Source organism: Acidovorax sp. SRB_24, from assembly GCF_012931925.1.
Genome location: NZ_MWOM01000001.1, coordinates 96,848 through 116,191, shown reverse-complemented (window position 1 = coordinate 116,191; position 19,344 = coordinate 96,848). Strand labels below are relative to the sequence as shown.

Below are 19,344 nucleotides of genomic sequence, written 5' to 3'. Positions count from 1 at the left end.
TCAGGCCGCCAGCGGCTGCGGCACCAGGGGCTGGCCCAGGCTGCGCAGCACGTCGCGCACCATTTGCGCCCGCGCCTTCGGGTCGGGCAGGTCGCGCTCGATGCGCAGCTTCTCGTTGCCGGCGAGCTTGATGTGCCGGTTCTTCTGGATCAGTTCGATGATGCGCATCGGGTCCACCGGCGGCTGCGGCCTGAAGGTGATGTGGGTCACGCCCGGCGCGGCGTCGACCTTGATGACGCCGTAGGGCGTGGACAGCACGCGCAGGCGGTGCACGTCGATCAGCGTCTGCGCCTGGGCGGGCAGCTTGCCGAAGCGGTCGACGATTTCTTCGAGCAGCGCGTCGATCTGCTCGGGCGTGCGCGCGGTGGCGAGCTTTTTGTAGAACGACAGGCGCAGGTGCACGTCGCCGCAGTAGTCGTCGGGCAGCAGGGCCGGGGCGTGCAGGTTGATGTCGGTGGTGACCGACAGCGGCGCCAGCAGGTCGGGCTCGTGGCCGGCCTTGAGGCAGCGCACGGCCTCGGACAGCATCTCGTTGTAGAGCTGGAAGCCGATCTCCATCATGTTGCCGCTCTGGCTCTCGCCCAGCACCTCGCCGGCGCCGCGGATCTCCAGGTCGTGCATGGCGAGGTAGAAGCCGCTGCCCAGTTCCTCCATCTGCTGGATGGCGTCCAGGCGCTGCGCGGCCTGCTTGGTCAGGCTCTCCACGTCGGGCACCATCAGATAGGCATAGGCTTGGTGGTGGCTGCGGCCGACGCGCCCGCGCAGCTGGTGCAGCTGCGCCAGGCCGAACTTGTCGGCCCGGCTCATGACGATGGTGTTGGCCGTGGGCACGTCGATGCCGGTCTCGATGATGGTCGAGCACAGCAGCAGGTTGAAGCGCTGGGCGACAAAGTCGCGCATCACTTTTTCGAGCTCGCGCTCGGGCATCTGGCCGTGGGCGACTGCGATGCGCGCCTCGGGCAATATTTCTTCGAGCTTCTGGCGCCGGTTCTCGATGGTCTCGACCTCGTTGTGCAGAAAGTACACCTGGCCGCCGCGCTTCAATTCGCGCAGCACGGCCTCGCGGATCACGCCCGTGCCTTCGCTGCGCACAAAGGTCTTGATCGCCAGGCGCCGCTGCGGCGCGGTGGCGATCACGGACAGGTCGCGCAGGCCTTCGAGCGCCATGCCCAGCGTGCGCGGAATCGGCGTCGCCGTGAGCGTGAGCACGTCCACCTCGGCGCGCAGCGCCTTCATCTGCTCCTTGTGGCGCACGCCAAAGCGGTGCTCTTCGTCGATGATGAGCAGGCCCAGGTTGTGGAACTTGGTCGATTCGCTGAGCAGCTTGTGCGTGCCGACCACGATGTCCACCGTGCCGTCGGCAATGCCGTGCAGGGCGGACGTGATCTCCTTGCCCGAGCGAAAGCGCGAGACCTCGGCCACCTTCACCGGCCACTTGCTGAAGCGGTCGACCAGCGTGCGGTAGTGCTGCTCGGCCAGCAGCGTGGTGGGCGCGAGCAGCGCCACCTGCTTGCCGCCCGTCACGGCGACGAAGGCCGCGCGCAGCGCGACCTCGGTCTTGCCAAAGCCCACGTCGCCGCAGACCAGGCGGTCCATGGGGCGCGGGCTGATCAGGTCCTGGATGACGGCGTGGATGGCGGCGTTCTGGTCGGCGGTTTCTTCGAAGCCGAAGTCGTTGGCGAACTGCTCGTAGTCCTGCGGCGAATAGCGGAACGCGTGGCCCGCGCGCGCGGCGCGGCGCGCATAGATGTTGAGCAGCTCGGCGGCGCTGTCGCGCACCTGCTCGGCCGCGCGGCGCTTGGCCTTTTCCCACTGGCCGCTGCCGAGCTTGTGCAGCGGCGCGTCGTCGGGCGAGACGCCGGTGTAGCGGCTGATCAGCTGCAGCTGGCTCACGGGCACGTACAGCACCGCATGGCCCGCGTATTCGAGGTGCAGGAACTCTTGCGCGGCGGGCGTGCCGTCGGGGTTTTTCTCGCCCAGGTCCATGTTGACGAGCCCGCGGTAGCGGCCGATGCCGTGCGCACTGTGCACCACCGGGTCGCCCACCTGGAGCTCGGCCAGGTCCTTGATCAGCGCCTCGACATCGCTGACCTGCTCTTGCTTCTTGCGCCGGCGCGTGGTGGCGCCGGCGGCGAACAGCTCGGTCTCGGTGACGAAGTCGATGCCCTGGGCCGGCCACGAGAAGCCCTGCGCCAGCGCGCCCGTGGCAATGCCCAGCTTTTCGCTGCTGGCCGTGAATTCGGCCAGCGATTCAAAGGTCGGCGGATGCACGCCGCCCGTGCGCAGGAAGTCGAGCAGGCTCTCGCGCCGCCCGGCGCTCTCGGCCAGCAGCAGCACGCGCTGCGGTGTCGCGCGGAGGTGCGCCTGCAGGCGCGCCAGCGGTTCGTCGGCGCCGCGCGCCACCGACAGGTCGCCCAGGGGTTGCGCCTGCGTGTCGCCCGCGGCCCCGTCGCCGCCCGCGCGCACCGACAGCTGGGCGTGCGCCTTGAGTTCGGTGTAGAACTGGTCGGCGCTCAGGAACAGCGCCTCGGGCGGCAGCACCGGGCGCTCGGGGTCGCCCTGCACCAGGCGGTAGCGGTCCTTGGTGTCCTGCCAGAAGCGCTGGAACGCGGGTTCGAGGTCGCCGTGCAGCACCACCGTGGCGTCGGGGCCGAGGTAGTCGAACACGGTGGCGGTCTCGTCGAAGAACAGCGGCAGGTAGTACTCGATGCCGGCCGTGGCCACGCCCGCGCCCATGTCCTTGTAGATGCGGCTCTTGGTCGGGTCGCCTTCGAGCAGTTCGCGCCAGCGGCTCCTGAATTTGGTGCGCGCCGCATCGTCCATCGGGAACTCGCGCCCCGGCAGCAAGCGCACCTCGGGCACGGGGTAGAGGCTGCGCTGCGTGTCGGGGTCGAAGGTGCGGATGCTGTCGATCTCGTCGTCGAACAGGTCGACGCGGTAGGGCACGGGCGAGCCCATCGGGAACAGGTCGATCAGGCCGCCGCGCACGGCGTATTCGCCGGGGCTGACGACCTGCGAGACATGGCTGTAGCCGGCCAGCGTGAGCTGGGCACGGAACCTGGCCTCGTCGAGCTTCTGTTTGACCTTGAATTCAAAGGTGTAGCCCGCCAGGAAGCCGGGCGGCGCGAGCCGGTACAGCGCCGTGGTGGCGGGCACGATGACCACGTCGGCGCCGGTGTCCTTGTCTTTCTGGCTGATGCGCCACAGCGCGGCCAGGCGCTCGCTGATCAGGTCCTGGTGCGGCGAGAAGGTGTCGTAGGGCAGCGTCTCCCAGTCTGGAAACAGCGCGCAGCGCAGGCCGGGCGCGAAAAATGCCAGTTCGTCGATGAGCCGCCGCGCATCGCCCGCGTCGGCCGTGACGATGGCGGTGGTGCGCCGCGCCGCCTGCTCGCGCTCGCCCAGGCGGGCCAGCAGCAGGGCGTCGGCGCTGCCGGCGGGGCGGGGCATGGTGAAGCGTTTGCCGGGTGTGAGTTTGGGGAGGTCCATGCGCTCAAGAAGAAGGCCGCGCCACGACCCCGGCGACGCGAAACGCGCACAGGCCGGGCGAAGCGGGAAGCGCCGATTTTAGAATGCCGCCCATGACCCATCCGCTGCCGCCCCCATCGCCAACTGCCGCTCCGGGGGCATTGCCTGCCCCCGCCGGACTGTGGGCGCTGCTGCCCTGCGCCGGAACGGGCTCGCGCGCACTCGCGCCCGGTGCCGTGGCCGACCTGCCCAAGCAGTACCAGAACGTGGCCGGCCAGCCGATGGTGCTGCACACGCTGGCCGCGTTTGCCGCCGTGGCGCGGCTGCGCGGCACACTGGTCGCAGTGGCGCCGGGCGACACCTTTCTGCAGGCACACGCCAACCCCTCTTTCTTTGTGGTGGAGTGCGGCGGCGCGACGCGCGCCGAGACGGTGCTAGGCGGGCTGCGCGCCCTGCAGGAGCGCGGCGCCCGCGCGCACGACTGGGTGCTGGTGCACGATGCGGCGCGCTGCCTCGTCACACCCGAACAGATCGACGCGCTGATCGACGCCTGCGCCGGCGACAGCGTGGGCGGGCTGCTGGCGCACAAGCTGGCCGACACGCTCAAGACCGCCACGGCCGGGCCGGGCGGCATCCGCGTGGCCGCCACGGTGGACCGCAGCGACAAGTGGCTGGCGCAGACGCCGCAGATGTTCCGCCTGGGCGCGCTGCAGGCGGCCCTGGCGCACGTCGGCGCCGGCGCCACCGACGAGGCCAGCGCCATGGAGGCCATGGGACTGCACCCGCGCGTGGTGCCGGGCAGTGCGCTGAACTTCAAGGTCACCTACCCGGAAGACTTTCTGCTGGCGCAGGCCGTGCTGCTGCAACGCATGCACGGCGCCACGCTGGACCGCTTTGGCGGCGCGCGCGGCCTGGCCAGCGACGCGCCGGCCCGGACGATTTTTTGATCACTGCAAAGGTTTTTCCATGAATTTCAGGATAGGCGAAGGGTGGGACGTGCATGCGCTGGTGCCGGGGCGCAGGCTGGTCATCGGCGGGGTCGAGATCGCCCACAGCGCGGGGCTGCTGGGCCATTCGGATGCCGACGTGCTGCTGCACGCCATCACCGACGCGCTGCTGGGCGCGGCGGCGCTGGGCGACATCGGCACGCACTTCCCCGACACCGATGCGGCCTTCCGCGGGGCGGATTCGGGGGTGCTGCTGGCCGAGGCCGCGCGGCGCGTGCGTGCGCAGGGCTACGAGATCGGCAATGTCGACAGCACCGTGGTGGCGCAGGCGCCGCGCTTGGCGGCGCACATCCCGGCGATGCGCGAGCGCATTGCGTCGGCGCTGGCGCTGGCCGCGGGCCAGGTCAACGTGAAAGCCAAGACGGCCGAGCGCCTGGGGCCCGTGGGCCAGGGCCTGGCCATGGAGGCCCGGGCGGTGGTGCTGCTGTTCACCCCTTGACGGGGCGCGGCGGCAGGTTGCGCTTGACCTGCGGGCGCTGCAGGCGCTGCTGCGGGTCCATGCCCTCGGGCTGGTCGCTGGCGCGCTGCAGCTGCACGTGCGCCACCATGCCGCCCGAGGCCGAGTTGGCCAGCGCAAAAATGCCGCCCATGCGCTGGATGGTCTTGTCCACGATCGACAGGCCCAGTCCGGCGCCCGCGGCGGCCGTGCGCGCCGAGTCGCCGCGAAAGAACGGCTTGGTCAGGCTGGCCAGCTGCTCGGACGGCACGCCCGTGCCATGGTCGCGCACCTTGAGCAGCACCCAGCCCTCGCGCCCCTTGGCGGCCACTTCCACGCGGGCCACGCCGGTGTCGGGGGTCTTGCCGTAGCGGCGCGCGTTCTCCAGCAGGTTCGACAGGATGCGGGCCAGTTCGACCTCGTCGGCCAGCACGTTGAGGTCTTCGGGCACCGACATGGTGATCTGCAGCTCGCGGTGGTCCTGCACCGCGTACACGCACGACGACACCACTCCGTGCAGGTTGACCGGCGTGAGGGTGACATGGTCGGGCCGTGCGTAGTCGAGGAACTTGTCGATGGTGGCGTCGAGCTGCACGATGTCAGCCACCATGTGCTCGCGTGCCACCTCGTCGGCCACGCTCATCTCGGTCTCCAGCCGCAGGCGCGCCAGCGGCGTGCGCAGGTCGTGCGAGATGCCGGCCAGCATCACGGCGCGGTCCTGCTCGAGCTTGGCGAGCTTTTGCGCCATGCGATTGAAGCCGATGTTGACCTCGCGGATCTCGCTGGTCACGGCCTCTTCGTCGAGCTCGCTGGCGGCAAAGTCGCCGTCGCGCACGCGGTTGGCGGCATACGAGAGCTGCTTGAGCGGGCGGTTGATCAGGCGCGCAATGATGGCAGCGCCGGCCAGCGACAGCGCGCCGGTGGTGATCAGCCAGATCAGCCAGGTCTTGCCGCTGGCGGGGCTGAAGCGCGAGCGGTCCATCAGCAACCAGTTCGGGTCGCCATTGATGGTGAAACCGACCCACAGGCCCTTCTCGCCGTTCACGCTGGCGGCCACGATCGTGCCCTGGCCCAGGCGCCGCGTCAGCTCCTCGGTCAGCCGCAGGCTGAGCGCCGAGTTGTCGAGCAGCTCAAAGCGGTCGCCCGGCTCGCGCGGCAGGATGCGCACGCCCTCCTGGTCGGCCATGGTCTTGATCAGCGACACGCGCGCGATCGCGTCCGCGTGCACCAACGCCGCGCGGCTCAGGTTCACGAGCGAGGCGATCTGCTGGGCGTTGTAGAGCGTGCGCGGCTCGAACTCGAGGGCGCGCAGTGTTTGCAGCCAGACCAGGATGCTGCCCACCAGCAGCAGGCCCAGCAGGAAGAAGGTGCGCCAAAACAGGTTCAGGCCGACGCGCGAGCGCTGCTCGCGGCGGCGCTCGGGCAACTCCAGGGGGGCGGGGCTGGTGGCTTCGTGGTCGGCGTAACGGGATGCGGTCATGGGTATTGGGTTGCGCCCCGGCGGCCGGGGCAGGCTGCCGGCGGCCGGTCTTCAGGGCCTGCGGGGCAGGCGCGTCGGTTCACTCAGTTGGCACCGTCCGGCACGAACACATAGCCCACGCCCCACACGGTCTGAATGTAGCGCGGTGCGGCCGCGTCTTCCTCGATGAGCTTGCGCAGGCGCGACACCTGCACGTCCAGGCTGCGGTCAAAAGGCTCGAACTCTCGCCCGCGCGCCAACAGCGCGAGCTTCTCGCGCGACAGCGGCTGGCGCGGGTGGCGCACCAGGGCCTTGAGCATGGCGAACTCGCCGGTGGTCAGCGGCAACTCTTCGCCGTTCTTCTGCAGCGCGCGCGTGCCCAGATCGAAGCTGAACGGGCCGAAGGTGACGAGCTCGTTCTCGCCGGAGGGCGCGCCCGGGGCTTCATGGGGCGGCCGCCGGCGCAGCACGGCGTGGATGCGCGCAAGCAGCTCGCGCGGGTTGAAGGGCTTGCCCAGGTAGTCGTCGGCGCCGACTTCGAGGCCGACGATGCGGTCCACGTCCTCGCCTTTGGCGGTCAGCATGATGATGGGCGTGCGGTCGTTGGCCGCGCGCAAGCGCCGGCAGATCGACAGGCCGTCTTCGCCGGGCATCATCAGGTCGAGCACGATCAGGTCGACCGTGTCGCGCAGCAGAATGCGGTTGAGTGCCTTCCCGTCCTCCGCCACCATGACCTCAAAACCCTCCTGGGTCAGGTAGCGGCGCAGCAGATCACGGATGCGCGCGTCGTCGTCCACCACCAAAATCTTGTCAGTGCGGTTGTTGGGAGTGCCCATGTCGTACCTCAGTCCAATTTGTAACAACGGCCATTGTTACCACTTTGGCCGACGAAAAAGGGGGTTTTCTCTCCGATATGACCAACCGTTACAAGTTTTGCCCCGGAAGACAGCACATGGAGGCACGGGGCGCACTTGCGCCAATGGCTTACAACAGAGCCCCCGAATGCGCGCTATGGTGCGCGGTTAGCCAATATCCCAGGAATCAAGAATGATGAAGAATGCTATTAGATCAATAGCTGCTTGCGCAATGCTGGCAAGTGCTGGAGCCGTTTTTTCGCAAAACATGCCGGCACCGGCGCCGCAAAACGTGGTGCAGCTGTCGGCCGCGGGCGCGGTCGATGTGCAGCAGGACCTGCTGGTGCTCACGCTCAGCACCACGCGCGACAGCAAGGATGCCGCAGCCGTGCAGTCGCAGTTGCGCCAGGCGCTGGACGCCGCGGTGCTGGAAGCGCGCCGCAGCGCCGAGCCCGGGCAGATGGACGTGCGCACCGGCACCTTCAGCCTGTACCCGCGCTACAGCCAAGCCAACCAGATCACCGGCTGGCAGGGCAGCGCCGAGCTGGTGCTCGAGGGACGCGATTTCGCGCGCATCACGGGCACGGCAGCGCGCATTTCGAGCATGGTGATCGGCCAGGTGGGCTTTGGCCTGAGCCGCGAGCAGCGCGCCAAGGTGGAGCGCGAGGCGCAGGCGCAGGCCATTGAAAACTTCAAGGCGCAGGCCGCCGACCTGACGCGCGCCTTCGGCTTTGGCGGCTTCACGCTGCGCGAGGTGGCGGTGAACAGCAACAGCTACGCACCCGGTCCGCGCCCGCGCACGATGGCCATGGAAGCCAAGTCGGCCGCCGCGGACGCACCAGTGGCCATCGAGGCCGGCAAGAGCACGGTCACGGTGAACGTGTCGGGCTCGGTGCAGATGCGCTGAGCATCTGGGTTGTGAGTGAAATGGGCCGCTAGCGCTTGCCTGTAAAGCGCTTGCAGCTATCAATAACGCAGCAATTGGTGTTATTGCGCGGCCCAGCCGCCGTCCATGTTCCAGGCCACGCCGCGCACATTGTTGGCCGCGGGCGAGCAGAAGAAGACCGCCAACTCGCCCAGCTCCTCCGGCGTGGTGAACTGCATAGACGGCTCTTTTTCGCCCAGCAGCAGCTTCTTGGCCTCTTCGTTCGACACGCCACGTTCGGCCGCCTTGGCGTCCACCTGCTTTTGCACCAGCGGCGTCAGCACCCAGCCGGGGCAGATCGCGTTGCAGGTGATGCCGGTGGTGGCGTTCTCAAGTGCGGTGACCTTGGTCAGCCCGACGATGCCGTGCTTGGCCGCCACATAGGCCGACTTCTGTGCCGACGCCACCAGGCCGTGCACCGAAGCCACGTTGATGATGCGCCCCCAGTTGGCCGCCTGCATGGCGGGCAGCGCCAGGCGCGTGGTGTGGAAGGCGCTCGTCAGGTTGATGGCGATGATGGCGTCCCAGCGCTCGACCGGAAAGTCCTCGATGCTGGCCACGTGCTGGATGCCTGCGTTGTTGACCAGGATGTCGACCGGACCGAACTGCGAGGCGCTGTACTTGAGCATGTCCTCGATATCGGCCGCGCGCGACATGTCGGCGCCGTGGTAGGCCACTTGCGCCCCGCTGGCCTGGCCCGCGGCGAGCACCTCGGCGCGCGGCGTATCGACATCGCCAAAACCGTTGAGCACGATGTTGGCGCCCTGGCGCGCCAGGGCCTTGGCGATCCCTAGGCCGATGCCGCTGGTGGAGCCGGTGACGAGGGCTGTTTTGCCTTTGAGCATGGACGTTTCTCCGAATGAATTACGATGCAACGCAGCAATTATCGAGCCACGACCCCGGAGCCTGCACCCATGATTGAACCTAGGCTGAACTACGTATCCTGCCCAGGCCCTGCAGCTGCTTCTCCAGAAGGATCGGCGCCGGGACACGGGCACCGCATGGCCTACTGGGAGTGGAACGCGACCGGCAACCCGCAGCACCCGCATGTGGTGGTCTGCGCGCATGGCCTCTCGCGCCAGGGACGCGATTTCGACACCCTGGCGCGCGCGCTGTGCCCGCACGTGCGCGTGGTCTGCCCCGATGTGGTGGGACGCGGGCGCAGCGACTGGCTGGCCGACCCGCTGGGCTACCAGATTCCGCTGTACGCCGCCGACATGCTGGTCTTGCTGGCGCACCTGCACCAGGGCGCGCCGCTGCAGACGCTCGACTGGGTGGGCACCAGCATGGGCGGCCTCATCGGCCTGGTGCTGTGCGGCCAGCCCGGCCTGCCGCTGCCGGTGCCGGTGCGCCGCCTGGTGCTCAACGATGTCGGCCCGGCCATCGAGTGGCAGGCCATCGAGCGCATCGGCCGGTACCTGGGCCAGGCACCGCGCTTTGGCACGCTGCGGCAGGCCGCCGACGCGATGTGGGAGCTCTCGCGCGGCTTTGGTCCGCACACGCCGCAGCAGTGGCTGGAGCTGTCGCGGCACATGGTGCGGCCCCTGCCGGACGGCGGACTCACGCTGCACTACGACCCGGCGATTGCCGTGCCCTACCGCGCAATGGCCCGCGAGGCGGCCGGCGCGGGCGAGGCGCAGCTGTGGCAGCTCTATGACCAGATCCAGGCGCGCACCCTGGTGTTGCGCGGCGCGCAGTCCGATCTGCTGTCGCCGCAGACGACGCGGGCCATGGGCGAGCGCGGGCCCCGCGCACCCACGGTCGAGTTCGCGGGCGTCGGCCATGCGCCCACGCTGGTGGCACCAGACCAGGTGGCCGTGGTGCAGTCCTTTCTGCTGGGCGAAGGGGAGGGGGGCGCATGAAAAGCACGCCGGACACGCCCCACGGCGCCGAAGCCGTGCCCAGCCTGATCGCCGCCACCGCGCACGCCCTGCCCGAGCAGCGCGATGCGCTGGCGCGCGCGCGCGCCTTCGCCGAGCCCCTCATTGCCGGCGAAGAGCTGTCGACGGGCGAGAACACGCTGGCCCATGCTGAGGCGGTGGCCGCCATCCTCAAGGCCATTGGCGGATCGGAGGCGATGCAGGCCGCCAGCTACCTGGTCCATGCCTGCGTCCACCTGAACAAGCCCGAGGAGGTGATCGCCAAGGCGTTCGGCCCCAATTTCGCGGCGCTGGCGGTGGAGACCACCAAGCTGATGCGTGTACAGGAGCAGGCGCGCGGGGTGCAGTCGTCGGCGCAGCTGGTGGACGATCCGGCCGTGCAGACCGAGAACGTGCGCAAGATGCTGCTGGCGTTTTCGCGCGACCTGCGCGTGGTGATGCTGCGCCTGGCCTCGCGCCTGCAGACGCTGCGCTTCTATGCCGCCAGCAAGCGGCCGGTCTCGCCCGCCATGGCGCGCGAGGCGCTGCAGGTGTTCGCCCCCCTGGCCAACCGGCTGGGCATCTGGCAGATCAAGTGGGAGCTGGAGGACCTGGCCTTCCGCTTCCTCGAGCCCGAGACCTACAAGGAGGTGGCGCGCCTGCTGCACGAAAAGCGTGCCGGCCGTGAGGTCTACATGGAGCAGCTGCGCGCGCGCGTGGAGGCCGAGCTGCGCGCCCGCAGCATCAGCGCCAACGTGCAGGGGCGGCCCAAGCACATCTACAGCATCGTCAAGAAGATGCGCGGCAAGGGGCTCGATTTCGACCAGGTGTTCGACATCCACGCGCTGCGCGTGGTCGTGCCCAACGTCAAGGACTGCTATGCGGCCCTGAGCTGGGTGCACGAGCAGTTCCAGCCCATCGTCGAGGAATTCGACGACTACATCGCCAAGCCCAAGCCCAACGGCTACCAGTCGCTGCACACGGTGGTGCGCGATGAGGCGGGCAAAGCGATCGAGATCCAGATCCGGACCCAGGCCATGCACGACCATGCCGAGCACGGCGTGGCCGCGCACTGGGCCTACAAGGAGGCGGGCAGCAAGGGCTATGCGGGCGTTTCCGCCAGCGGCGACTACGACGCCAAGATCGCCGTGCTGCGCCAGCTGCTGGCCTGGGAGCGCGACCTGTCCGGCGCGCCGCAGCAACGCGGCCTGTTCGAGGACCGCATCTATGTGCTCACGCCCGACGCCGCCATCGTCGAGTTGCCGCAGGGCGCGACGCCGGTGGACTTCGCCTACGCCGTGCACACCAGCGTGGGCCACCGCTGCCGCGGCGCGCGCGTCGATGGCGCCATGGTGCCGCTGAACACGCCGCTGCAGAACGGCCAGACGGTCGAGGTCACGACGGTCAAGGAGGGCGGGCCGTCGCGCGACTGGCTCAATGCCGATCTGGGCTACCTCAACAGCCACCGCGCCCGCGCCAAGGCGCGGGCCTGGTTCAACGCGCGTGCGCTCCATGAAACCATTGCGCGCGGACGCGAAGCGGTCGAAAAGCTCCTGCAGCGAGAAGGCAAGACGGCCATGCGCCTCGAAGACCTGGCGGGCCAGCTGGGGTTCAAGTCCGCCGACGCGCTGTTCGAGGTGGTGGGCAAGGACGAGTTTTCGCTGCGCAACATCGAAACCCTGCTGCGCCCGCCCGAGCCGGTGCTGCAGCCCGACGACTACCTGCTGCTCAAGAAAGCGCGCAATACCGAAAAAACCCCCAAGGGCGGGGTGCTGGTCGTGGGGGTCGATTCCCTGCTCACCCAGCTGGCCAAGTGCTGCAAGCCGGCGCCGCCGGACGAGATCGGCGGCTTCGTCACGCGCGGCCAGGGCGTAAGCGTGCACCGTGCCGACTGCAGCAACTTCCGCGAGATGGCTGCGCGCAGCCCCGAGCGGCTGATCGGCGTGGCCTGGGGGGCGGCGAAGGCCGAAGCGGCCACGGCATCGGTGTACCCGGTGGACGTGGCGATCGAGGCGGCGGACCGCCAAGGCCTGCTGCGCGACATCTCGGAGGTGTTCTCCAAGGAAAAGATGAACGTCATCGGCGTGCAGACCCAGTCCGTCAAAGGTACGGCCTGGATGACGTTCACGGTGGAAGTGGCGCATTCGGGGCGGCTGGGCAAGGTGCTCGGCACCGTGGCGGCGGTGCAGGGCGTGCGCTGGGCACGGCGGCGCTGACGTGTTTCCGGCAATTTGGCGCGTTTGGCAAAAAGCCCGGTTTTTTGCTGCTACAATTTCGCTTCTGTAATAAATACAGGCGCGTAGCTCAGCTGGTTAGAGCACCACCTTGACATGGTGGGGGTCGTTGGTTCGATTCCAATCGCGCCTACCAGAAATGGTAATGAAACAAGGACTTAGGTGAATACCTAAGTCCTTTTTTCTTGCCCGGGGAGTTGTTGCAGCGCCCCGCGCACCGGGCTGCGCCTCAGGGTAATCCTGCGCGGGGGCCGCAAGGGCGGGGCCTAGAATCTGTTGCAGTGCAATACATGGGCCAGACCGCCCGAGGAACTTCCGCCGTGCCAGACCCCAAACCCCCGCCTGCCGCCAAGACCGCACAGCGCGTCATCAAGAAGTATCCGAACCGCCGGCTGTACGACACGGACACCTCGGCCTACATCACGCTCGCCGAGGTCAAGCAGCTGGTCATGGCCAACCAGAGCATCGTGGTGCGCGACGCCAAGACGGGCGAGGACATCACGCGCAGCATCCTGTTGCAAATCATCCTCGAGGAAGAGGCCGGTGGCGCGCCGATGTTCACCGAGGCCGTGCTGGCCAACATCATTCGCTTCTACGGCCACGCCATGCAGGGCTTCATGGGCAGCTACCTGGAAAAGAACGTGCAGGTGTTCACCGACATGCAGGCCAAGCTGGCCGAGCAGTCGCAGGGCCTGACGCCCGAAATGTGGGCCCAGTTCATGAGTGCGCAGTCGCCCATGGTGCAGGGCCTGATGGGCAATTACGCCGAGCAGTCGCGCGGCATGTTCGCGCAAATGCAGGAGCAGATGCAGAAGCAGACCGAGCAGATGCTGGGCGTTCTGGGCCTCAAGCGCTGACCCTGCGCCGCCGGCCCCATTTCAATACTGGGACAATGCGGGGATGATTGAAGCCCCATCCCCCACCAAAATACCCAAGGTCGGGTTTGTGAGCCTTGGCTGCCCCAAGGCCCTCACGGACTCCGAACTGATCCTCACGCAGCTCAGCGCCGAGGGCTACCAGACCTCCAAGACCTTCGAGGGTGCGGACCTGGTCATCGTCAACACCTGCGGCTTCATCGACGACGCCGTGCGCGAGAGCCTCGACACCATTGGCGAAGCGCTGGCCGAGAACGGCAAGGTCATCGTGACAGGCTGCCTGGGTGCGCGCGCGGGCGAGGGCGGCGGCAACATGGTCAAGCAGATGCACCCCAGCGTGCTTGCCGTGACCGGCCCGCATGCCACGCAAGAGGTCATGGACGCCGTGCACCTGAACCTGCCCAAGCCGCACGATCCGTTCACCGACCTGGTGCCGGGCGCCTTCGGCGTGGCCGGCATCAAGCTCACGCCCCGGCACTACGCCTACCTGAAGATCAGCGAAGGCTGCAACCACCGCTGCACCTTCTGCATCATCCCGTCGATGCGTGGCGACCTCGTGTCGCGCCCGGTCGGCGATGTGCTGTCCGAAGCCAAGGCGCTGTTCGAAGGCGGCGTCAAAGAACTGCTGGTGATCAGCCAGGACACCTCGGCCTATGGCGTCGACGTGAAATACCGCACCGGCTTCTGGGACGGCAAGCCGGTCAAGACGCGCATGCTCGAACTCGTGCAGACGCTGGGCGAGATCGCCGCGCAGTACGGCGCCTGGGTGCGCCTGCACTACGTCTACCCGTACCCGAGCGTGGACGAGGTGATCCCGCTGATGGCCCAGGGCCTGGTGCTGCCCTACCTCGATGTGCCGTTCCAGCACAGCCACCCCGATGTCTTGCGGCGCATGAAGCGCCCGGCCAGCGGCGAAAAGAACCTCGAGCGCATCCAGCGCTGGCGCGAGGCCTGCCCCGACATCGTGATCCGCAGCACCTTCATCGCCGGTTTTCCGGGCGAGACCGAGGAAGAGTTCGAGCACCTGCTCGGCTTCCTGCGCGAGGCGCAGATCGACCGCGCCGGCTGCTTTGCCTACAGCGACGTGAGCGGCGCCGCGGCCAATGAATTGCCCGGCATGCTGCCCCTGGAGTTGCGCGAGGAGCGCCGCGCGCGTTTCATGGCCGTGGCCGAAGAGGTGTCGATCGCCAAACTGCAGCGCCGCGTCGGCGCCACCATGCAGGTGCTGGTCGATTCGGCCCCCGGTCTGGGCCGCAAGGGCGGCGTGGGCCGGTCTTATGCCGATGCGCCCGAGATTGACGGCACGGTGCAGCTGCTGCCGCCCGAGAAGATCAGCAAGACGCTAAAGGCCGGCGAGTTCACCAAGGCGCGCATCGTGGGCGTGCGCGGCCACGACCTGGTGGCGCAGCCTATCTAAGTTCCGGGGTTGGGCGGCCGCTGCCTCAGCAGGGCAGCGGGCATTGCCTAGACGCACGCCGGTTTGGGCACCCAGGGCGCGCATGCCGCCTTTGCGGCAAGCGCGCTACGGCGCGGCGCGCTGCTGAAAAATGAGGTAAAAATGCCATCAAACGCTTGCTGGTATTGCGCTATGAGCTATTGAAAAAAAAGCGTCAGAGGCGCATCGCCGCACTGCGTTTCACCCCAGCGTCACCATCACCGGCGCGTGGTCGCTGGGCTGCGGGTTCTTGCGCGGTGCGCGGTCGATGGTGCAGGCGGTCACGGCGCCGCGCAGGGCCTCGCTGACCAGGATGTGGTCGATGCGCAGGCCCCGGTTCTTCTGAAAGCCGAGCATGCGGTAGTCCCACCACGAGTAGCTTTTTTCGGGCTGCTCGAACAGGCGGTAGGCGTCCGTCAGGCCCAGCGCCAGCAGCGCCTGGAAGTGCGCGCGCTCTTCGTCGGTGTGGTGGATGGTGCCGCGCAGGCCCTCGGGATCGAACGAGTCCCGGTCCTCGGGCGCCACGTTGAAGTCGCCCAGCAGCACCAGCCGCGGGTGCTGTGCGATCTCGCTGCGCAGCCAGTCGTGCAGCGCCTGCAGCCACAGCATCTTGTAGGCGAACTTGTCGGTGCCCGGCGCCTGGCCGTTGACAAAGTAGCAGTTCACCAGCCGCACGGGGCCACTCGCGCTGTCCACCGTGGCGGCCAGCACGCGCGCCTGCGCGTCACCGTGCCCGGGAATGTTGCGCACCACGTCGCGCAGCGGGCTGCGCGCCAGCAGGGCCACGCCGTTGTAGGTCTTCTGGCCGAAGGCGACAGCGTGGTAGCCGGCGTCCTGCAGCGCGGCGAACGGAAATTTGTCGTCGGTGAGCTTGAGCTCCTGCAGGCCCAGCGCGTCCACCGGGTGTGCGGCCAGCCAGTCCAACACCTGGGGCAGGCGCACGGTGAGGGAGTTGATGTTCCAGGTGGCGATTTTCATGGCAAGGCAGGGCAGTTCTGGGAGGGCGTCGGCCCGGTGGAAAGGACTCCGGGCCGCCGCGCCGGGCAGCCCGCAGCGTTCGATGTTAGCGGTCTTGTGGGCCAGCACCGCGCGTGGGGCTGCTCCGCCAGAGGGGCGGCACCCCTGCGGCGCAGGGATCTGCCGCAGGCAGGCGTCGCTGTGCGCAAAAAGCGTTATTACCTTGCGTATACTTCGGTCCAGTTTCCGCTTCGAGGCGTCCCGATGACATATCGCCCTGTGAAAAATGCCCTGGCCGCATGCGGGATGGCTGCGCTGGCCGGCACGGCCCTGGCGGCCGACCTGACGGTGTCGGCTGCCGCCAGCCTGACCAATGCCTTCAAGGACATTGCGCAGGGCTACGAGGCGCAGCACCCCGGCACCAAGGTGCGGCTCAACTTTGGCGCATCGGGCGCCTTGCTGCAGCAAATCGCCAAGGGCGCGCCGGTCGATGTGTTCGCCTCGGCCGACCAGGAAACCATGGACGCCGCACAGAAGCAGGGCTTGGTGGCCGCTGCCGACCGCAAGGACTTTGTGCGCAACCGGCTGGTGGTGATCGTGCCGGCGGACGCCAAAACCGTGCCCACCCGGCTGGGCGACCTGGCCCAGCCGGGCTTTGCGCGCGTGGCCATTGCCAACCCGGCCAGCGTGCCGGTCGGCCGTTATGCGCAAACGGCGCTGCAGGCCGCCCGGCTGTGGCCCGCCCTGCAGGCCAAGGCGATCCCCACGCAAAACGTGCGCCAGTCGCTCGATTACGTGGCGCGCGGCGAGGTCGATGCCGGCTTTGTCTACGCGACCGATGCTGCCCTCATGAAAGACAAGGTCAAGGTCGCGTTTGAGGTGCCGCTGGACACCGCCATCCTCTACCCGATCGCCAAGACCGCGGCCAGCGGCAACGCCGCCGCGGCCACGTCGTTCATCGACTACCTGGCCACGCCGGCCGCGCAGGGCATCCTGGCCCGGTACGGCTTTGCCAAACCCTGAGGTGGCTGTGCGCAGCCGCTGCAACGGAGCCTGAGGCATGGACATCGCCTGGTCGGCGCTGAGCTTGTCGCTGCAGGTGGCGGGCTGGGCGACGGCGCTCAACCTGGTGCTGGGCATTGGCGTGGGCTACCTGCTGGCGCGCGCGCGCTTTCCGGGGCGCGACCTGCTCGATACCTTTTTGACGCTGCCCATGGTGATGCCGCCCACCGTGCTGGGCTACTACCTGCTGGTGCTGCTGGGGCGCAATGGCTGGGTGGGCAAATGGCTGCAGGACACCTGGGGCATCAACCTGATCTTCACGCTCCAGGGCGCGGTGATCGCCGCCACCATCGTGGCGTTTCCGCTGGTGTTCAAGCCGGCGCGCGCAGCGTTCGAGGCGATCGACCGCCAGATGGAGGAGGCCGGGCGCGTGCTCGGCATTTCCGAAGTCGGCATCTTTCTGCGCATCACGCTGCCGCTGGCCTGGCGCGGCATTCTGGCCGGCGTGCTGCTGGCGTTTGCGCGCGCCTTGGGCGAGTTCGGCGCCACGCTGATGGTGGCGGGCAGCATTCCGGGCAAGACGCAGACCCTGTCGATTGCCGTCTACGAGGCGGTGCAGGCCGGGCAGGATGCCGTCGCCAACACGCTGGTGCTGATCACCTCGCTGGTCTGCATCGTGGTGCTGCTGGGGGCCGGACGCCTGGCCCCTGGGCGCGTGGCGCCCCGGTTCTGAAAGCACGCGATGCAGATCGACATCGACATCCGCAAGACGCTGCGCTCGGGAACGCGCGTGTTCCAGCTCGACGCGCGCCTGCGGGCGCAGGGCCAGCGCGTGGTGGTGGTCGGGCCGTCGGGCGCCGGCAAGAGCCAGCTGCTCAAGGCCATTGCGGGCCTCGCGCGGCCCGACAGCGGCCATGTGCGGCTCGATGGCCAGACGCTGTTCGACGCGCAGGCGGGCGTCAACCTGGCGCCGCAGGCGCGCAAGGTGGCTTACCTGTTCCAGGACTATGCGCTGTTTCCGCACCTGAGCGTGCGCCAGAACATCGCCTTCGGCCTGGCGCGCGGCTGGCGCAACCCGCGCCGCGACCACGAAAGCGCAGCCGTCGATTACTGGCTCGACGCGTTTCACCTGGACGAGGTGGCGCACCAAGCGCCGCACGAGCTCTCGGGCGGCCAGCGCCAGCGCACCGCGCTGGCCAGGGCGCTGGTGGCCCGGCCGCGCGCGCTGCTGCTGGACGAGCCGTTTGCCGCGCTCGACCCGGCCCTGCGCGCCACGCTGCGCGCCGAGCTCGACGCGCTGCAGCGGCGCCTGCAGGTGCCGATGGTGCTGATCACGCACGACCCGCAAGACGTGGCGGTGTTCGGCGAGCAGGTGCTGCACATGCGCGCGGGCGAGATCGAAGGGTTCGAGGGCGCGCCGTGCGCAAGCGTCAACGATGAAATCAGGCTCTAGCGCTGATGCACAAAGCGCTGACAGCTATGATTTTTGATATTTCCGTTACCGATGGATTCCACACCCGCCATGCCTGCCCACGACACACGCATTGAACTCGGCGGCGCCGTCTGGATGACGGTGGGCGGCGAAAACCTGGGCGGCGCCGGCCGCATTGCGCTGCTGGCGCAGATTGCCGAGTGCGGCTCCATCACGCACGCGGCCAAGGCCCTGAAGATGAGCTACAAGGCCGCCTGGGACGCCATCGACACCATGAACAACCTGGCGGGCGAGCCGCTGGTCGAGCGCGTGGCCGGCGGCAAGGGCGGCGGCGGCACGGTGCTCACGCGCCGGGGCGTGCAGCTGGTCGAGAACTTCCGCCTGATCGAGCGCGAGCACCAGCGCTTTGTCGCGCAGCTGAACTATGAGGCCGAAGGCATCGCCGACGATTTTTTGTTGCTGCGGAGGATGGCCATGAAAACCAGTGCACGCAACCACTTTGCCGGTCAGGTCACGCGCGTCCAACGCGGCGCGGTCAACGACGAGATCGAGATCGCGGTCGCGGGCGGCCACACGGTCGTGGCCACCGTCACGCACGAGAGCGCCGAGGGCCTGCGTCTTGCGGTGGGCGCGCAGGCGTTCGCGCTGGTCAAGGCCTCGTCCATCGTGGTGGTGGCGGACGCGCAGGGCGCACGCTTTTCGGCGCGCAACCAGCTCGCCGGCACAGTCGCGCGCCTGGTGCCGGGCGCGGTCCACACCGAGGTGGTGATAGCCCTGGCGGGCGGGGGCTCGGTGGCCGCGACCATCACGAACGAGAGCTGCGCGGCGCTGGGACTGGCCGAGGGCACGCCGGCCATGGCGATCTTCAAGGCCTCCAGCGTGATCGTGGGCGCGCCGGCCTGAGCGCGCTCAGCGCTGGCGCAGGTAGCGCACGAAGCTGAACGGCAGGCCGCCGGCGCTGACGTGGTCTTCGCGCGCGGCCTGCACCCACTCCGGCCCCAGCACCGGGGCATGGGCATCGCCCTCGAAGTCCTGCGCAATCTCGGTCACTTCCACGCGGTCGGCCAAGGGCAGTGCCTGGGCATAGATCTGCGCGCCGCCCATCACCCACACGGTCGCGTCTTGCTCGCACATTTGTAGCGCATCGCGCAGACTGGATGCGCGCTGTATGCCGTTTTGACTCCAGTCGTCCTGGCGCGTGATGACAATGTTGCGCCGGCCGGGCAGGGGCCGAAAGCGCTCGGGCAGCGAGTCCCACGTCTTGCGTCCCATGACGACCGGGCAGCCGCTGGTGAGGCGCTTGAAGTGCGCCAGGTCTTCGGGCAGGTGCCAGGGCATGGTGCCGTTGTGGCCGATGACGCCGTTGGCGGCGCGGGCATAGATGAGGGCGATTTCCATAGACCA

General features: G+C 68.5%; 17 protein-coding genes and 1 tRNA gene. 12 read left to right on the top strand and 6 right to left on the bottom strand.

All coding sequences use genetic code 11. The annotated features are described in order from the left end of the window. Positions 1-3,486, bottom strand: coding sequence for a transcription-repair coupling factor (mfd, locus tag B2J89_RS00480; RefSeq protein WP_169167264.1), 3,486 nt, complete (start codon positions 3,484-3,486; stop codon positions 1-3). 92 nt (positions 3,487-3,578) lie between these two features. Here mfd and ispD point away from each other — a divergent pair, with 92 nt between their 5' ends. Next, the gene (gene ispD, locus B2J89_RS00475) at positions 3,579-4,412 is read left to right on the top strand and encodes a 2-C-methyl-D-erythritol 4-phosphate cytidylyltransferase (protein ID WP_169167263.1); all 834 of its coding nucleotides are present in this window, start codon (positions 3,579-3,581) and stop codon (positions 4,410-4,412) included. Between the two features lie 19 nt (positions 4,413-4,431). Continuing rightward, positions 4,432-4,911: a 2-C-methyl-D-erythritol 2,4-cyclodiphosphate synthase gene (gene ispF / locus B2J89_RS00470; RefSeq protein ID WP_169167262.1), complete on the top strand. Its 480-nt coding sequence runs from the start codon at positions 4,432-4,434 to the stop codon at positions 4,909-4,911. Here the strand turns inward: ispF and B2J89_RS00465 are convergent. Both B2J89_RS00465 and ompR read right to left on the bottom strand, forming a co-directional pair. Beyond that, positions 4,901-6,388 carry a sensor histidine kinase gene (locus tag B2J89_RS00465; protein ID WP_169167261.1) on the bottom strand — a complete coding sequence of 496 codons (1,488 nt, stop codon included), beginning with the start codon at positions 6,386-6,388 and terminating at the stop codon, positions 4,901-4,903. The two genes, ispF and B2J89_RS00465, sit on opposite strands and share 11 nt — an antisense overlap. An 83-nt stretch (positions 6,389-6,471) precedes the next feature. After that, complete coding sequence (ompR, locus tag B2J89_RS00460; protein ID WP_169167260.1) at positions 6,472-7,203, bottom strand: two-component system response regulator OmpR; 732 nt, start codon at positions 7,201-7,203, stop codon at positions 6,472-6,474. 214 nt (positions 7,204-7,417) lie between these two features. Between ompR and B2J89_RS00455 the strand changes: the two genes are divergently transcribed. Next, on the top strand, positions 7,418-8,128 hold the full coding sequence (locus B2J89_RS00455; RefSeq protein ID WP_169167259.1) for an SIMPL domain-containing protein: 711 nt from the start codon (positions 7,418-7,420) through the stop codon (positions 8,126-8,128). 80 nt (positions 8,129-8,208) lie between these two features. On the opposite strand, the gene B2J89_RS00450 is transcribed toward B2J89_RS00455, so the two are convergent. Further along, positions 8,209-8,991: a 3-hydroxybutyrate dehydrogenase gene (locus B2J89_RS00450; protein WP_169167258.1), complete on the bottom strand. Its 783-nt coding sequence runs from the start codon at positions 8,989-8,991 to the stop codon at positions 8,209-8,211. A gap of 69 nt (positions 8,992-9,060) precedes the next feature. On the opposite strand from B2J89_RS00450, the gene B2J89_RS00445 reads away from it, so the two are divergent. The 5 genes from B2J89_RS00445 (at position 9,061) to rimO (ending at position 14,531) form a co-directional block, all read left to right on the top strand. After that, positions 9,061-10,008 (top strand): alpha/beta fold hydrolase, encoded by a 948-nt coding sequence (locus B2J89_RS00445; RefSeq protein ID WP_169167257.1) that lies wholly within the window; start codon positions 9,061-9,063, stop codon positions 10,006-10,008. Next, positions 10,005-12,221: a bifunctional (p)ppGpp synthetase/guanosine-3',5'-bis(diphosphate) 3'-pyrophosphohydrolase gene (locus tag B2J89_RS00440; protein WP_169167256.1), complete on the top strand. Its 2,217-nt coding sequence runs from the start codon at positions 10,005-10,007 to the stop codon at positions 12,219-12,221. Before B2J89_RS00445 ends, B2J89_RS00440 begins: the two co-directional genes overlap by 4 nt. Positions 12,222-12,298: 77 nt before the next feature. After that, a tRNA-Val gene (locus tag B2J89_RS00435) sits at positions 12,299-12,375 on the top strand. A gap of 154 nt (positions 12,376-12,529) precedes the next feature. Then, positions 12,530-13,096 (top strand): polyhydroxyalkanoate synthesis repressor PhaR, encoded by a 567-nt coding sequence (gene phaR, locus B2J89_RS00430; RefSeq protein WP_169167255.1) that lies wholly within the window; start codon positions 12,530-12,532, stop codon positions 13,094-13,096. Positions 13,097-13,139: 43 nt separating this feature from the next. Then, on the top strand, positions 13,140-14,531 hold the full coding sequence (gene rimO / locus B2J89_RS00425; RefSeq protein ID WP_169167254.1) for a 30S ribosomal protein S12 methylthiotransferase RimO: 1,392 nt from the start codon (positions 13,140-13,142) through the stop codon (positions 14,529-14,531). 219 nt (positions 14,532-14,750) lie between these two features. Here the strand turns inward: rimO and xth are convergent, their stop codons facing one another. Beyond that, a complete protein-coding gene (gene xth / locus B2J89_RS00420) occupies positions 14,751-15,527 on the bottom strand; it encodes an exodeoxyribonuclease III (protein ID WP_169167253.1) in 777 nt (258 codons plus the stop codon). A 243-nt stretch (positions 15,528-15,770) separates the two neighbouring features. On the opposite strand from xth, the gene modA reads away from it, so the two are divergent. The 4 genes from modA (at position 15,771) to B2J89_RS00400 (ending at position 18,843) form a co-directional block, all read left to right on the top strand. Next, a complete protein-coding gene (gene modA, locus B2J89_RS00415; RefSeq protein WP_169167252.1) occupies positions 15,771-16,529 on the top strand; it encodes a molybdate ABC transporter substrate-binding protein in 759 nt (252 codons plus the stop codon). A gap of 37 nt (positions 16,530-16,566) precedes the next feature. Then, positions 16,567-17,241: a molybdate ABC transporter permease subunit gene (gene modB / locus B2J89_RS00410; protein ID WP_169167251.1), complete on the top strand. Its 675-nt coding sequence runs from the start codon at positions 16,567-16,569 to the stop codon at positions 17,239-17,241. 9 nt (positions 17,242-17,250) lie between these two features. Beyond that, positions 17,251-17,961 carry an ATP-binding cassette domain-containing protein gene (locus B2J89_RS00405; protein ID WP_169167250.1) on the top strand — a complete coding sequence of 237 codons (711 nt, stop codon included), beginning with the start codon at positions 17,251-17,253 and terminating at the stop codon, positions 17,959-17,961. 69 nt (positions 17,962-18,030) lie between these two features. Then, entirely contained in the window at positions 18,031-18,843 is an 813-nt protein-coding gene (locus B2J89_RS00400) for a TOBE domain-containing protein (protein WP_169167249.1), read from the top strand. Positions 18,844-18,849: 6 nt separating this feature from the next. Here B2J89_RS00400 and B2J89_RS00395 read toward each other — a convergent pair whose 3' ends face one another. After that, positions 18,850-19,338, bottom strand: a complete 489-nt coding sequence (locus B2J89_RS00395) for a dihydrofolate reductase (RefSeq protein WP_169167248.1) — start codon at positions 19,336-19,338, stop codon at positions 18,850-18,852. Positions 19,339-19,344 lie beyond the last annotated feature (6 nt).